General features: G+C 69.1%; 16 protein-coding genes and 1 tRNA gene. 12 read left to right on the forward strand and 5 right to left on the reverse strand.

Features of this window, described 5'->3' with window-relative positions; genetic code table 11:
• The 8 genes from EPL04_RS17815 to EPL04_RS17850 form a co-directional block, all read left to right on the forward strand.
• A partial coding sequence (locus tag EPL04_RS17815; protein ID WP_209019666.1) for a SufD family Fe-S cluster assembly protein occupies positions 1-578 on the forward strand: 578 nt, incomplete at its 5' end.
• Positions 575-1,786 (forward strand): Fe-S cluster assembly protein SufD, encoded by a 1,212-nt coding sequence (sufD, locus tag EPL04_RS17820; protein ID WP_134672533.1) that lies wholly within the window; start codon positions 575-577, stop codon positions 1,784-1,786. The genes EPL04_RS17815 and sufD, both read left to right, overlap by 4 nt.
• Positions 1,787-1,918: 132 nt before the next feature.
• Complete coding sequence (locus EPL04_RS17825; protein WP_134672534.1) at positions 1,919-2,410, forward strand: ferritin-like domain-containing protein; 492 nt, start codon at positions 1,919-1,921, stop codon at positions 2,408-2,410.
• Positions 2,407-2,835, forward strand: coding sequence for a metal-dependent transcriptional regulator (locus tag EPL04_RS17830; RefSeq protein WP_134672535.1), 429 nt, complete (start codon positions 2,407-2,409; stop codon positions 2,833-2,835). Before EPL04_RS17825 ends, EPL04_RS17830 begins: the two co-directional genes overlap by 4 nt.
• 123 nt (positions 2,836-2,958) lie before the next feature.
• Positions 2,959-3,031: transfer RNA gene (locus EPL04_RS17835), tRNA-Gln, on the forward strand.
• A 327-nt stretch (positions 3,032-3,358) separates the two neighbouring features.
• A complete protein-coding gene (locus tag EPL04_RS17840; RefSeq protein ID WP_134672536.1) occupies positions 3,359-3,667 on the forward strand; it encodes a hypothetical protein in 309 nt (102 codons plus the stop codon).
• A gap of 65 nt (positions 3,668-3,732) precedes the next feature.
• Positions 3,733-4,458 (forward strand): alanyl-tRNA editing protein, encoded by a 726-nt coding sequence (locus tag EPL04_RS17845; RefSeq protein ID WP_134672537.1) that lies wholly within the window; start codon positions 3,733-3,735, stop codon positions 4,456-4,458.
• 270 nt (positions 4,459-4,728) lie between these two features.
• Positions 4,729-5,439: an HD domain-containing protein gene (locus EPL04_RS17850; protein ID WP_134672538.1), complete on the forward strand. Its 711-nt coding sequence runs from the start codon at positions 4,729-4,731 to the stop codon at positions 5,437-5,439.
• A 130-nt stretch (positions 5,440-5,569) separates the two neighbouring features.
• Here the strand turns inward: EPL04_RS17850 and EPL04_RS17855 are convergent, their stop codons facing one another.
• From EPL04_RS17855 to EPL04_RS17865, 3 genes are all read right to left on the reverse strand, one after another.
• On the reverse strand, positions 5,570-6,223 hold the full coding sequence (locus EPL04_RS17855) for a LysE family translocator (RefSeq protein ID WP_280633733.1): 654 nt from the start codon (positions 6,221-6,223) through the stop codon (positions 5,570-5,572).
• A gap of 68 nt (positions 6,224-6,291) precedes the next feature.
• Complete coding sequence (locus EPL04_RS17860) at positions 6,292-6,996, reverse strand: TMEM165/GDT1 family protein (protein WP_134672539.1); 705 nt, start codon at positions 6,994-6,996, stop codon at positions 6,292-6,294.
• Complete coding sequence (locus tag EPL04_RS17865) at positions 6,993-7,715, reverse strand: metal-dependent transcriptional regulator (protein WP_134672540.1); 723 nt, start codon at positions 7,713-7,715, stop codon at positions 6,993-6,995. Before EPL04_RS17865 ends, EPL04_RS17860 begins: the two co-directional genes overlap by 4 nt.
• A gap of 216 nt (positions 7,716-7,931) precedes the next feature.
• Here EPL04_RS17865 and EPL04_RS18940 point away from each other — a divergent pair, with 216 nt between their 5' ends.
• Together EPL04_RS18940 and EPL04_RS19380 are read left to right on the forward strand one after the other, a co-directional pair.
• A complete protein-coding gene (locus EPL04_RS18940; protein WP_167599519.1) occupies positions 7,932-8,099 on the forward strand; it encodes a hypothetical protein in 168 nt (55 codons plus the stop codon).
• Positions 8,100-8,188: 89 nt separating this feature from the next.
• A complete protein-coding gene (locus tag EPL04_RS19380) occupies positions 8,189-8,314 on the forward strand; it encodes a hypothetical protein (RefSeq protein WP_280177947.1) in 126 nt (41 codons plus the stop codon).
• On the opposite strand, the gene EPL04_RS17870 is transcribed toward EPL04_RS19380, so the two are convergent.
• Entirely contained in the window at positions 8,311-9,504 is a 1,194-nt protein-coding gene (locus EPL04_RS17870) for a threonine synthase (protein WP_134672541.1), read from the reverse strand. The two genes, EPL04_RS19380 and EPL04_RS17870, sit on opposite strands and share 4 nt — an antisense overlap.
• Positions 9,505-9,627: 123 nt before the next feature.
• On the opposite strand from EPL04_RS17870, the gene EPL04_RS17875 reads away from it, so the two are divergent.
• Both EPL04_RS17875 and EPL04_RS17880 read left to right on the forward strand, forming a co-directional pair.
• Complete coding sequence (locus EPL04_RS17875; RefSeq protein ID WP_134672542.1) at positions 9,628-10,395, forward strand: ABC transporter ATP-binding protein; 768 nt, start codon at positions 9,628-9,630, stop codon at positions 10,393-10,395.
• The gene (locus EPL04_RS17880; protein ID WP_134672543.1) at positions 10,388-12,139 is read left to right on the forward strand and encodes a hypothetical protein; all 1,752 of its coding nucleotides are present in this window, start codon (positions 10,388-10,390) and stop codon (positions 12,137-12,139) included. Before EPL04_RS17875 ends, EPL04_RS17880 begins: the two co-directional genes overlap by 8 nt.
• Before the next feature lie 6 nt (positions 12,140-12,145).
• Here the strand turns inward: EPL04_RS17880 and EPL04_RS17885 are convergent, their stop codons facing one another.
• Positions 12,146-12,925, reverse strand: coding sequence for an enoyl-CoA hydratase/isomerase family protein (locus EPL04_RS17885; RefSeq protein ID WP_134672544.1), 780 nt, complete (start codon positions 12,923-12,925; stop codon positions 12,146-12,148).
• Positions 12,926-12,958 lie beyond the last annotated feature (33 nt).

The following is a 12,958-nucleotide window of genomic DNA, read 5'->3' on the forward strand; positions in this document are numbered from 1 at the left end:
AGCGCGCGCTCGTCGAGAAGGGCGGACGCATGGAGTGGGTGTCCGGAAGCATGGGGTCGAAGGCGACGATGCTGTACCCGTGTTCGGTGCTGAAGGGCCGAGGCGCGTCGGCGAACCAGATTTCGATCGCGTTCGCGGGCGAAGGCCAGAACATTGACACCGGTGCGAAGGTCTATCACAACGCGCCGCATACGAACTCGACGATCGAGTCGAAATCCATCAGCAAGGACGGCGGGCGCACCAACTACCGGGGGCTGGTCCACATCTCGGAGGGGGCCGAACACTCCTCGACGTCGGTGGAGTGTGACGCTCTGATGTTCGACAACGAGTCGACGTCGGACACGATGCCGTACATGGAGATCGACGAGTCGAAAGTCGACGTGGCCCACGAGGCGACGGTGGGGAAGATCGGCGACGAGGACGTCTTCTACCTCCAGTCTCGAGGGCTCGACGACGACGACGCAAAGCAGATGATCGTCTCGGGGTTCATCGAACCCATCACCGAGGAACTCCCGATCGAGTACGCGGTCGAACTCAATCGGCTCATCGAACTCGAAATGGAGGGGAGCCTCGGATGACTGCGACGCAAGTCCACGAGACGATCTCGGAGGACACCGTCCGGGAGATCTCCGAGTCGCTGGGCGAGCCCCAGTGGCTCCTCGACGTGCGTCTCGACGCACTCGACGCGCTCGAAGACCTGGAGATGCCCGACGTGATCCGGACGCCGGGCCGCGACTGGACCAACCTCCACGGGCTCGACTACGAGAGTTTCGTCGACCCCCTGAACGCCGCCGAGGACAAAGACCAGGTCGGTCCCGACGAGGTCGACGTCCTCCCGTTCGCGGACGCGGTCGACGAACACGAACCGCTCCTGAAAGAGCACTTCGGGTCGGTCATCGACCCCCAGGAGAACTATCTGACTGCGCTCTCGACCGCGCTGTTCAGCACGGGCACGGTCGTTCACGTCCCGGAGAACGTCGACGCGGAGGACGTGACGATCCGGACCACCCAGAACTCCCAGTCGCTGTTCAACTACACGCTGGTGGTCACCGAGCAGTCGAGTTCGGCGACGATCCTCGAACGTCAGGACACCGGCGAGTCGGCCGACGGCGAGCAGTACTACAGCGGCATCGTCGAGGTCGCCGCGGGCGAGAACAGCCACGTCCAGTACGGCTCGCTCCAGAATCTCGACGAGGAGACGTACAACTACACGCTCAAGCGCGGTGACGCCGACGACTACGCCACGGTCAACTGGGTCGAGGGCAACCTCGGCTCGCGGCTCACCAAGTCCTCGGTCGAGACCGAACTCAACGGCGAGGGCTCGGAGACCAAGACGGTCGGGGCCTTCTTCGGGCACAACGACCAGCACTTCGACATCGCGGCCCGCGTGTGGCACAAGACGGCCCACACGACCGCCGATCTGGTGACCCGCGGCGTGCTCGACGACGACGCCCGGTCGGTGTACGAGGGCGTCCAGGACGTCGGTCGCGACGCCTGGGACACCAACTCCTACCAGCGCGAGAACACGCTGATGCTGTCGGACACCAGCGAGGCCGACGCTTCGCCGAAGCTCATCATCAACAACCACGACACCGAGGCGAGCCACTCGGCGACGGTCGGCCAGATAGACGAGGAAGATCTCTTCTACATGACCTCGCGGGGCGTCGACGACCGGTCCGCGCGGAACATGCTGGTCGAGGGCTTTTTCGTCCCGGTCCTCGAGGAAGTCGAGGTCGAGGAACTGCGCGAGGACCTCGAAGCGAACGTCGCGGCCCGGCTCCGGTAGCCGAGGCGGCCCGCCCTCGACGGTCCGACGCCGTTCGGCCCGAAACCGCCGACAACCACATCTGTTAAGTCCCCGAGAATCCGAGCTATCCACGATGACTGACGTATCGACGTTCGAGCGCGGGTGGTCGGCGTGAGCGTCGGCAACCGCGTCTCGAACGACCACCAGCTCGCTCGCCTGCTCCAGATCGGCGTGGTTCTGGAGGAAGTCGTCGAGGTGCGGGCGGCGCGTCACTACGAGACGCTGTCGGCCAACGAGCGCGACGCGGACGTCGAAACCCTGCTGGCCGACGCCCGGGAGGAGTCGGCCGACCACCGCGAGCGCCTCGAAGCCCTGATCGACCGGCTCGACGCCGATCCGGTGCCCTTAGCGGAGGTCGAGGCGCTGGTCGAGGCCCAGTACGCCCAGACGCGACCGGAGGACTTCGACGGCGTCCTCTACGATCAGCTCAACGGCGAGGAGACCGCGTACAAGTTCTACGACGACCTGATCGAAGCGATCGAAGCCAGCGAGGCCTCGTTCGCGCTCGACCGCGAGGAACTGCTCGCCACGTTAAAGGAGATCCGGGCGGAAGAGGCCGAAGGCGTCGAGGAAGTGACCGAATTTATGGAGGACCGAGCATGAACACGGCAGATCAGTATCTCAAAGCGATCTACCTCGTCCAGCGAATGGAAAACGGCCCGGCGTCGACCGGCGCGCTGGCCGACCGCCTCGACGTGAGCCCCGCCAGCGTCAACGAGATGATCGGCAAGCTCCAAGATCGCGGGCTCGCCGACCACGAGAAGTACAAAGGCGTCAGCCTCACCGACGAGGGGATCGAACACGCCCGCGAGGCGCTCCAGACCTACTGCATCATCGAGCGGTTCCTCCACAACGTCCTCGAAGTCGAGGAGTTCCCGAGCGAGGCCAAGGCCCTCGAGAGCGTCATCGACGAGACGGTCGCCGAGCGACTCGACACCATCATCGACCGCGAGCCCCAGTGTCCCGACTGCTTCGATCCGAAGGCGGACATGTGCGCCGAACTCGTCCCGGAGGGCGAGGCCGACTGACCGATCGCGGCCGCCGATTGCGATACGTTCAAGTGTTTCTTGGCGCTAGGGTGGACTGCAGTCCCGTGGTGTCGAGAGAATCGATAGATTCTCGAGGGTCACGGGACGACGAGTGACGCGAGGAGTCCCGTGGTGTAGTGGCCAATCATATGGGCCTTTGGAGCCTATGACGGCGGTTCGAATCCGCCCGGGACTACTTCTGCTGCGAGTAACACCGCAAGCAGGATATGAGTGTAGCAGAGATTTCATTTTCCATCCGGGACGCCGAACGCCACCGAAGGCTCTCGGAACAGATCGCACGTCGCCGAGACGTCCCGGACGGACTCCGTAGCGTCGGTGCGGGCGAGACGTCCTCGAATCGACGCCGCATGGATTTGGTAGACCTCGATTACCCCGATTTCAGCCCGCCGCTATTCGACGGCCAGCCGACCCATAACAAAGCCGCTCGGTCCCGTCGTTTCGCGTGCATGGTCCTCTCCACAACGTCGCACCGCTTGGCCGACCGGCGTCGGCGCCCGAACGCATGGAGCTGACTCTCCTCGCGGGAGCCGGTGTTCTCGCGGCGGGGCTCTGTGTCGTCGCCGTCCGGAGGGCCGGCCGACCCCGAACGGTCGTCTGGGCCCGACTGTGCGGGGCGCTGGTCGGGCTGGCGACCCGCGATCTGTTCCGACCGCGCCACCGCGGAGGTCCGCGACCGACGCCCCGCGATCGCTCCGCGAATCGCAGTCGGGCGGTCGCCGACGGCGGCGACGGCTCGGGACGCTCGGACGACGCGGCCCGGTCGTCGCTGGTCGCCAGACTCCGGCGCCGGGTCGACGGCTGGCTCGGCTGAGTCGGCCGTCGAAAACGGCTTCCGCCGACCCATGAGTTAACTGCCTCCGAACCCTCCGACCGCCCGTGACCGAACAGCGCTACCTCCCCGACGAAGACGGCGTGACGGAGTTCAAGGCGACGGTGACCGAGGCGACCGACGACTACGTGATCCTCGACGGGACCTACTTCTACCCCGAGGGCGGCGGCCAGCCCGCCGATAGGGGTTCGCTGTCGTGGGACGGCGGTCGCGCGGCGGTCCGAGACGTCCGGAAGAATCACGGCGACGTTCGCCACTACGTCGAGGAGATTGAGGGCGAAGTCCCCGAGTCGGGCGCGACGGTCCGCGGAGAGATCGACGCCGAGCGCCGGGCGGCCCACCGACGGATGCACACCGCCCAGCACGTCGTCTCGCGGGTAGTTCTCGACGAGTACGGCGGCGAGACCGCGGGCAACCAGATCCACGCCGACCGGTCGCGGATCGACTTCGAACCCGTCGCGTTCTCCGAGGACGACGTCGAGGCCATCGAGCGGACCGCCAACGAGATCATCGCCCGCGACCTCGCCGTGACGAAGGCCGAGCGCCCCCGGGCGGAGGCCGAGCGGCGGGTCGACGACGGCCGGGCGTTGCTCGATCTCATTCCCGACAGCGTCGACCCGCTTCGGGTGGTCGAGATCGAAGACTACGACTACTGTCCCTGCGGCGGGACCCACGTCGACAGCCTCGGGGAGATCGGCCGGATTCGGATCACCGACTGCGAGTCGAAGGGCGCCGACACCGAACGCATCGAGTTCGTGCTGGACGACGCGTAGGGGTCGAGTGTTCGAGCCGCGACTCCGGGACCGGACGGCGGCCCGGCCGGATCGCGTCGGACCGGATCGGGCGATCGAAGCGTCCGCGCCCTGACGGGACGGTGACACACCACACGCACAATCGACCCCGAGGGGATCGCCCGTAACGGGGCTGAGACGGGGCGGCGCTCGGCGAAGCGCCCGGAATCGCGGCGTCGTAACTCTAAAGAGTCAATCATTCGTTTATACGAGTAAGAATGAGTACCGAGCGCAGACAACCGGGGTGGTTCGGTGGGCGTTGAAATCAAGGAGTCGCCCGTCACCGACTCGGAGTTCGAGGCGATGCAGGACTTCGTCTACGAGTATCTGGCGGCGAGCGTCGAGAACGAAGAGGGCGGCGGTCGGATGCGGTGGTACCCGTGGCACTCCGCGGAGTACCGGTTCAACCACATCCTCAACGTGGTCGACCTCACAGAGACCATCGCCGAACAGGAGGGCGCCGACGTGGACGTCGCGCGGGTCGCCGCGCTGTTTCACGACATCGCCAAACTCGACGCCGATCAGGACGTCCACGCCGAGGAGGGCGCCCGGATCGCCCGGAAGTACCTCCAGACTCACGGCGACTTCCCCGAATCGTTCATCGAGGCGGTCTGCAAGGCCGTCGAGAACCACTCCTATCAGGGCGACCTGACCGACCTGCCCAAAGAGACCCAGTGTCTCATCGAGGCCGACCTGCTCGACAAGGTCGGAGCCAACGGGACGGCGCTGATGTTGCTCCGGATGGGCTACGAGGCCCGCACCCACATGGACGCCGCCGAGATGGTCGACCGGGTGATGAAGCGGGGCAAAGACGCGGCCGATCGGGTCGAGACCGACACCGCCGAGGGCATCGCCCACCGGCGGCTCAAGCGGGTCAAGTGGTTCCGCGAGTGGCTCGAAGGCGAGGTCCCCGAGATGGACCACGAGCCCGACTCCTCGCCACGGAGCTACGAGCGGCCGTAGTTCGGGGCGATCGCTCCCGCGCGGCGCGATCTCGCCAGGGCTAACGAGCGACCGGGAGACGTCGCGACCAGCGGTGAGCGAACCGACCGCCGCGCACGTAGCCGCGCGCCCGCGCCGAGTCGGACGGCGCCTACGTCGCGATCCCGACCGCCTCCGAGAGGAACGAGAGCCCCGCGAGCGCCAGCACCGCGGCGCTCGCGTAGGCGACCACAGGCGCGAGCGCGTCCACCCGACGGCCAGCCGCGACGAGCGCGGCGGGGAAGCCGGTGATCCAGACCGCGATGCCCGCAAAGAACCCGACGACGATCACCGGGCTCCCGGTCGCGACGGTGAGCCCGCCGAGCGCGTCGGTCGAGACGGTCCCGGGATCGAGCAGGCTCACGCCCGCGGTCAGCCACCACAGGATCTGGTAGGGGTTGGTGAGCGCGAGCACGAACGCCTTCCGGAACCCCTTGCTATCGTCGGCCACGTCCGTGGGGTCGCCCGTGAAGGCGTCGCTGGCGTCGCTGGCCGCGCCGTACGCGAAGTAAAGCATCAGGAGGCCGCCCGCGGCGAAGAGCGCGCCCTTGACGGCCGACACGTCCCGGACCACCGCGACGACCCCGAGCAGTGCCAGCATCAAAAAGCAGGCGTCGGCGGACATCGCGCCGAGTCCGGCTCGGAACCCCGAGCGCCACCCGCGAAGGACGCTCTCCTCGGCGATGATCGCGTTCATCGGGCCGGGCGGGGCCGCCAGCGAGAGGCCGAGCGCGACCCCTGCCAGCGCCGAGACCAGCGGTTGCACGAGTCACGAGTTGGCCCCCGTCCGTCAAAAGGCCTGCTACACCGGCAGACGCGTCGGCCGAGCCGACCTCAGACCGCCGCGAGGACCGCGGTCGAGACCCCGCCGACGATCTGCTCCCAGACCGAGAAGCCGGTCACGAGCGCGAGTGCGGTGTCGGCCGCGAAGAACGCGAACAGCGCGGCGGCGAAAAAGTGCGCCTTCCGGGCGTCGAACCGACCGGAGAACCGGTGGAAGAAGTAGGCGTTCGCGAGGCTCACCGGGATGATGGCGGCCATCTCGCCGACCCAGATTGCGGGGGTCGCGCCGAACCGGGCGGCCAGCCCGATCGTCACCAGTTGGGTCTTGTCGCCGAACTCGCCGGCGGCCATCAGCAGGAAGATCGGGACGAAGCCGCCGAACGACGACGAGAGGTCCCGGCCGAAGACGGTCGGGAGGTCGACGTCGGGCGAGAGCGTCGCGACCCCGCCGTCGGATTCGAGCCCGCCGGTGGCGTCGCGGGCGGGCGCCGACCGCCACAGCAGGACCGCGAACGCGAAAAAGAGGACCGCGGTGAACGCATCGAGGACGTTCGGCGGGAGCGCGTTCTTGAGCGCCTGTCCGAACAGGATCTCCAGCGCGGTCCACCCCGCGAACGCGGCGCCGGCGGCGCTCACGACGACGATCGGCCGGAACCGGGTCGAGAGCCCGGCGATGATGAACTGGACTTTCTCGCCGGGCAACACCGCCAACTGGGCGACCGCCGCCACGACCGCGATTTCGAGCCAGCCAGTCACGCGCCGCCCACCCCGGATTCGGGAGTCGCGGTCTCGGAGTCACCGCTCCGGACTCGGATCGACGCCGCGACCGACTCGGGGAGGCTCTGCTCGCGTCGGTCGTCGGGGGCGGCCTCGCCGCCGCGGATCCGAACGGTGACCATCCCGAACGGCGCGACATCGACGACCTCCAGCCGGGTGCCGGGCGCCACGCCCGCCTCCGAAAGGTATCGGAGCTCCTCGTCGTCGCGGTCGCTCACCCGGGCGACGACGACAGTCTCGCCCTCGCCGTGGTCGCTCAGGGGCGTGGTGTCGTCGTCCTCGATCGGGGCGAGGTCGGCGTTCGGGATCGGATCGCCGTGCGGGTCGACTTCGGGATCGCCGAGCGCCTCGGCGACCCGGCGCTCGAACTCCTCGCTGATGTGGTGTTCGAGCCGGTCGGCCTCGTCGTGGACCTCGCTCCACGCGTAGTCGAGGTGTTCGTTCAGGTACGCCTCCAGCAGTCGGTGGTGGCGCAACACCTCCAGCGCGACCGTCTCGCCCTCCGGGGTGAGCTCGACGCCCTTGTACTTCTCGCGCTCGACGAGTTCGCGCTCTTCGAGCTTCTCGACCATGCTCGTGACCGTGGGCGGGGTCACGTCGAGGTACTCCGCGATGGCGGAGGTGGCCACCGGGTCGCCGTCCTCGGTCTGGAGCGTGTAGATCGCCTTCAGATAGTCCTCCATCACGTCGCTCAACATCTTCGTGGGTCGTATTAGACTCGTCTAAAGTATAAATTTGTCTGTCCGTCACTTCGCGTTCGGTGTGGGCGAACTCAGGCGGTCGGTCGGCCGGGACGACGCCCCGACGGGTCGACCGGTAGCCGGCGACCTGCGAGTCGTGCGACCCGGCGGGCCGGGTCTGTCGGGACCCGTAGACGGCGTATAACTAACGGTCCGGCCGACGTCGGTGGGGGTATGTCGAAAGCCGACGCGAGTATCGGATGTCCGAACTGCGAGTCGCCCGCCGTCGACGTCTCGGAGGCAACCGACCGGACGGCGGCGTTCGGCGACGGCCAGCGCCTGAAGGGGACGAGCGTCGACTGTCGCAACTGCGGTGACGAGTTCGAGCTGTACTTTTACTGACTGTTTCGGTTCGTTCGACCTCAGAACGGACCGCCTGACGCGAGGGTAGACGGCGAATAACGATGTGGAACCCGGGCGTCGGTGAAGCCATGTCCGACTCCGAATCGAACGGACGCATCACCGAAAACCGCGACGACGGCCGACTCGAACTCCGGTCGAAGGGCTCGCCCGAGGCGTGGATCCAGTGTGAGAACCCGGCGATCGTCGAGCGCTAGATCCCCTTGCTCATCAGGTGGCTCCGGAGCACGTCGTCGTCCTTGTTGCCGGCGCCGGTGTTGAGCAACACTACGGTGTCGTCGTCGTCGAACTCCCCGCGGCGCGCCAACTCCCACGCCCCGCTGGCGGCGGCCGCGCAGGTCGCGCCCATCTCGAGGCCCTCCTGCTGGGCGACCGCGATCGCGCTGTCGAGGATCTCCTCGTCGCTGGTCGCGACCGCGCCGCCGTCGCTCTCCCGGAGCGCGTCGAGTATCATGGGGCTCGCGCCGGGGTCGGGGATCTCGATGCCCCCACAGATGGTGTCGGGGACCTCCCAGACCTCGTGGACGTCTTTGCCCTCCTCGAACGCCTCGACCACGGGCGCACACCCCGACGACTGGGCGGCGTACATCGCCGGGAGCTCGTCGGTCAGCCCGAGTTCGCGAAGCTCCGTCGCGGCCTTGTGCATCCCGACGAGCCCGACCCCGCCGCCGGTCGGGTAGACCACCGCGTCGGGCACCTCCCAGTCGTTCTGTTCGACGACCTCGTACAGCATCGTCTTCTTGCCCTCGTGGCGGTACGGCGTCACGAACGTCTTGACCGAGTACCAGTCGTCGCGGTCGGCCATCGCGTCGGCGTAGGCCTCGCCGGCGTCACCGATGCGGCCCTCGACGACGTTGAGGTCGCCGCCGTGGACGTTGACCATCGCCTTGTTGGTGAACCCCGCCCGCGAGGGGAGAAAGACGTGCGAATCGAGGTCGGCGCGGGCGGCGTAGGCCGCGGCGGCTTGGCCCGCGTTCCCCGCGGAGTTGAGCGCCACGTCGGTCGCGCCGTGCTGGACCGCCGCGGTGATCGCGGCCGCCTGCCCGCGGTCCTTGAACGTCCCCGTGGGGTTTCGCCCCTCGTCTTTGAGCAGGACTCGCCCGACCCCGAGCTCGTCGGCGAGGCTCGGACACTCGACGAGCTGGGTCGCGCCCTCGTCCATCGAGACGGCCGCAGACCGGGCGAACGGGAGCAACTCCTCGTAGCGCCACATCGACTCGAACGGCCGGGAGTCGAGCTCCTCGCGGGTCAGCTCGATCGCCTCGTAGTCGTACTCGGGGTCGAGGATGCCGTCGCAGTCCGGACATCGGTGGGTCGCGGTCCCGGCGTCGAACGTCTCGCCGCAGTCGACGCACGTCAGTCCGACGAACGCCTCTGTTGTCTCCATGCGCGGGGGGTTCGGAGTCGAGCGACTAATCGCTACCCCTTCGGGACCGACCCGGGCGCGGTCGCCGATCCCGGGAGCGCCGACTTTTATCAGCCCGATAACCATAGTGGGACACGATCGACGATGGCCGCGATCCAGACGACAGCGCTCACGAAACGCTACGGGGAGACCCTCGCGGTCGACGAACTCGACCTCTCGATCCCCGCGGGCACCGTCTACGGCTTTCTCGGCCCCAACGGAGCCGGCAAGACCACCACCATGCGGATGCTCACCGGGCTCGCGCGCCCGACCAGCGGCTCGGGCGCCGTCGCGGGCGTCGACGTCACCGACCGCGACGGTCTCCGTCCCCACATCGGGTACCTGCCCGAAGAGCCCCCGCTGTACGAGCAGGCGACCGGCTACGAGCAACTCGAATACGTCGCGGGCCTGCGCGGCATGGCCGACGACGCGACCCGCGACCGGATCGACCGGCTCCTCGGGGAGCTCGATCTCGCCGACGACGCCGCGACCCGGATCGCCGACTACTCGAAGGGGATGCGCCAGAAGGTCGCCTACGTGCAGGCGGTGCTCCACGACCCCGACGTGGTCTTTCTCGACGAGCCCACCTCCGGGCTCGATCCGCGGGCCGCCCGCACCATTCGGGAGATGATCCGCGGGCTCGCCGACTCGGGGACGACGGTCTTTCTCTCGACCCACATCCTGCCGGTCGTCGAGGCGGTCGCCGACGAGGTCGGTATCCTCTACGACGGCCGACTCGTCGCCGAGGACGCCCCCGACGCGCTCGCGCGTCGGGCCGAGGCCGGCGCGACAGGCACGCTCGAAGACGCGTTCCTCGACCTGACGGCGACCGACCCCGCCGCCGACGCGAGCGCGGAGGCGACGGATGGCTGAGCCGGGGTGGCCGCGCCACGCCCTCGACGTGGGTCTGTTCGAGTTCCGACGCTCGGTCCGGGCGATCTGGGCGGACAAGGCCCGGTTCGCGCTCATGTCGCTCGGCGTGGTGATCCCGTCGGCGTCGCTCGGCGCCTTCGTCGTGGTGTTCGCCGACGCGATTCGCGGGGTCGACGCGCTCGCGCTCCCCGCACAGCTCCGGGGCACCGTCGCGCTGTTCTGGCTGTTCGGGGTCTTCGTGGTCGGCCAGCGCGTGGCGTCGGCCCGCACCCGGGTCGACGCCGAGCCCCTGATGCTGACGACCGTCTCGGCACGCACGATCGCGGCCGGACTCGCGATCGCCGAGACCCTCCGGATCTTCGCCTACCTCGGGCTACCGGTCCTCGTGGCTACCGGGGCGGCGGTCTACCTGTTCGAGTCGGTCGCCAGCCTGGTGGCGGTGCCGGCGGCGGCGCTCTTGTTCACCGCGACCGCGGTCGTCGTCGGGTCGACCGCCGGCTACGCGGTCGCGCTGTTGGTCGCGACCTCGCGGTTCGTCGCCCGTCACAAGACGGTGCTGGGGTCGGCGGCCTCGCTGGGTGCGATGGGGCTGTACTTCCTGTTTCTCTACCCGGAGCTCGGCGGCGTCAGTCAGGCGTGGCTCGCGTGGCTCCCGGTTGGGTGGTTCGTCGACCTCGCGGCGGTCGGGACGCCGCTCGTCGGCTCCCAGACCCGGATGCTCGTCGTCTTACCGGCGAGCCTCGCGATCCTCGCCGCGGGCGGCGTCGCGGTCGAGCGGACCGCGGTCTCGCTCTGGTTCACCGATCCCGTGAGCGTCGAAGAGTCCGAGGGTCCCGCCCCCGAGACGTCGGGCGCGAGCCGACCCGACGCGCTCGCGGCGGCCGTCGCGCCGCTCGCGATCCCGCGGGCGGTCTCGGTCCCGGTCCGGCGGGTCGGCGAGTGGGCGCTCCTCCGGACCCGCCGGGACCCAAACCGGCTGACCTTCCTGTTTCTCCCCGTGCTGGCGGTCGGGAGCGCGATCATCAGCTCGGGGCTCCAGTCGGGCGCGATCGGCGCGCTTCTCGCCCCGATCGCCGCGGTCGTTGTGCCGTGGCTCGCGGGCGCGCTGTTCGCGATGAACCCGTTCGGCGACGAGGGCGCGGTGTTGCCGGTGACGCTCACGGCGGTCTCGGGCCGCCAGTTCGTCCGCGGGCTGATGGTGCCGGGGGCGGTCTACGGCCTGCCGATCGCGGTCGTCGCGACCGGCGCGGCGACCCTCGCCTCCCCGTACGGGCTCGCCGAGCGGGCCGGGCTGGTCGCGCTGGCCGCGTACGCGACGTGCGTCTCGGTCGCGGTCGCGCCCGCGATCGGGATGGCCCTGCCCCGGTTCAGCGCGATCAGCGTCGGCCAGAGTCGCGACGTGCTTCCGCCCCGGATGACCGCGGTGATCGCCCACATCGCGGTGACCGCACTCCCCGCGGGCTGGCTCGCGGCGCTCGTGGTCGCCCCGCGGATCGCACGGGCGGCGCTCGCGGTCGTCTTCGGCTTTCTGCCGGCGGTGGTGCTCGGACTCGCCAGTCGATCGAGCGACGGCGCGCTGGCGGCGGCCGGCGAGCAGTTCCGCGAGGTCGCGGCCCAGATTCAGGCGATCGGTCTCGATCAGTTGTGGGTGGTCGGCGCCGCGGTGGCGGTCGCCGGCGCGGTCGTCGCCGCCCTGCTGTACGCGAACGCGGTCCGCCGGTTCGACGGCTACGCGCCGCCGTGAGCCGGGCTACTCCCAGTCGGGCTCCCGGTCGTCGAGGAACGCCGCCATCCCCTCGCGCTGGTCGTGGGTGCCGAACAGGCCGCTCCACGCCCGTCGCTCGTAGCGCAGGCCGGCCTCCTGGCCGGTCTCGTGGGCCTGATTGAGCAGTTCCTTGGCCGTCCGGAGCGCGTAGGCGGGCTTGGCCGCGAGGTCGGCCGCGAGGTCGGCGACGTGGTCGTCGAGCTGATCGGACGCGACGACCTCGCCGACCAGCCCGTGCTCGTGGGCGTCCTGGGCGTCGATGCGCTCGCCGAAGAAGATCAGCCGACGCGCGATCTCGTCGCCGACCAGCCGGGGGAGCCGCTGACTGCCGCCCCACCCGGGGACGATCCCGAGGTCGATCTCGGTCTGGCCGACCACGGCGTCCTCGCTGGCGACCCGGAGGTCGGCCGCGAGCGCGAGCTCGCACCCGCCGCCGAAGGCGTAGCCGTTGATCGCCGCGATCACCGGCGCGGGGAACCGCTCGATCTTGTCGGCGACGCGGTGGCCCAGTTCGGCGTAGGCCTGCGCCTCGGGCGTCGAGAGTTCGCGCATGTAGCCGATGTCCGCGCCGGCGACGAACGCGTCGTCGCCCGCGCCGGTGAGCACGAGCGCCCGGGCGCCCTCCCGCTCGGCCTCCTCGAGCGCGTCCTCGATGGCTTCGAGGGTGTCGACGTTCAGCGCGTTCAGCCGGTCCGGTCGGTCGACGGTCAGGGTCGCGACGTCGTCGGAATCGAACTCGAGGCGAATGGTCTCCCAGTCGGACATACCCGTCGGTACGGACGCTCGCCGAATAATCCT

It is taken from the genome of Halorussus marinus, assembly GCF_004521895.1.
GTDB lineage: Archaea > Halobacteriota > Halobacteria > Halobacteriales > Haladaptataceae > Halorussus > Halorussus marinus.

What these genes read in the sequence shown, in the direction of transcription:
- EPL04_RS17870 (WP_134672541.1), bottom strand. Translation starts at nt 9,504, where the DNA reads ATGGAGACAACAGAGGCGTTCGTCGGACTGACGTGCGTCGACTGCGGC.
- EPL04_RS17880 (WP_134672543.1), top strand. Translation starts at nt 10,388, where the DNA reads ATGGCTGAGCCGGGGTGGCCGCGCCACGCCCTCGACGTGGGTCTGTTC.
- EPL04_RS19380 (WP_280177947.1), top strand. Translation starts at nt 8,189, where the DNA reads ATGTCCGACTCCGAATCGAACGGACGCATCACCGAAAACCGCGACGAC.
- EPL04_RS17885 (WP_134672544.1), bottom strand. Translation starts at nt 12,925, where the DNA reads ATGTCCGACTGGGAGACCATTCGCCTCGAGTTCGATTCCGACGACGTC.
- EPL04_RS17875 (WP_134672542.1), top strand. Translation starts at nt 9,628, where the DNA reads ATGGCCGCGATCCAGACGACAGCGCTCACGAAACGCTACGGGGAGACC.
- EPL04_RS18940 (WP_167599519.1), top strand. Translation starts at nt 7,932, where the DNA reads ATGTCGAAAGCCGACGCGAGTATCGGATGTCCGAACTGCGAGTCGCCC.
- EPL04_RS17830 (WP_134672535.1), top strand. Translation starts at nt 2,407, where the DNA reads ATGAACACGGCAGATCAGTATCTCAAAGCGATCTACCTCGTCCAGCGA.
- sufD (WP_134672533.1), top strand. Translation starts at nt 575, where the DNA reads ATGACTGCGACGCAAGTCCACGAGACGATCTCGGAGGACACCGTCCGG.
- EPL04_RS17865 (WP_134672540.1), bottom strand. Translation starts at nt 7,715, where the DNA reads ATGTTGAGCGACGTGATGGAGGACTATCTGAAGGCGATCTACACGCTC.
- EPL04_RS17840 (WP_134672536.1), top strand. Translation starts at nt 3,359, where the DNA reads ATGGAGCTGACTCTCCTCGCGGGAGCCGGTGTTCTCGCGGCGGGGCTC.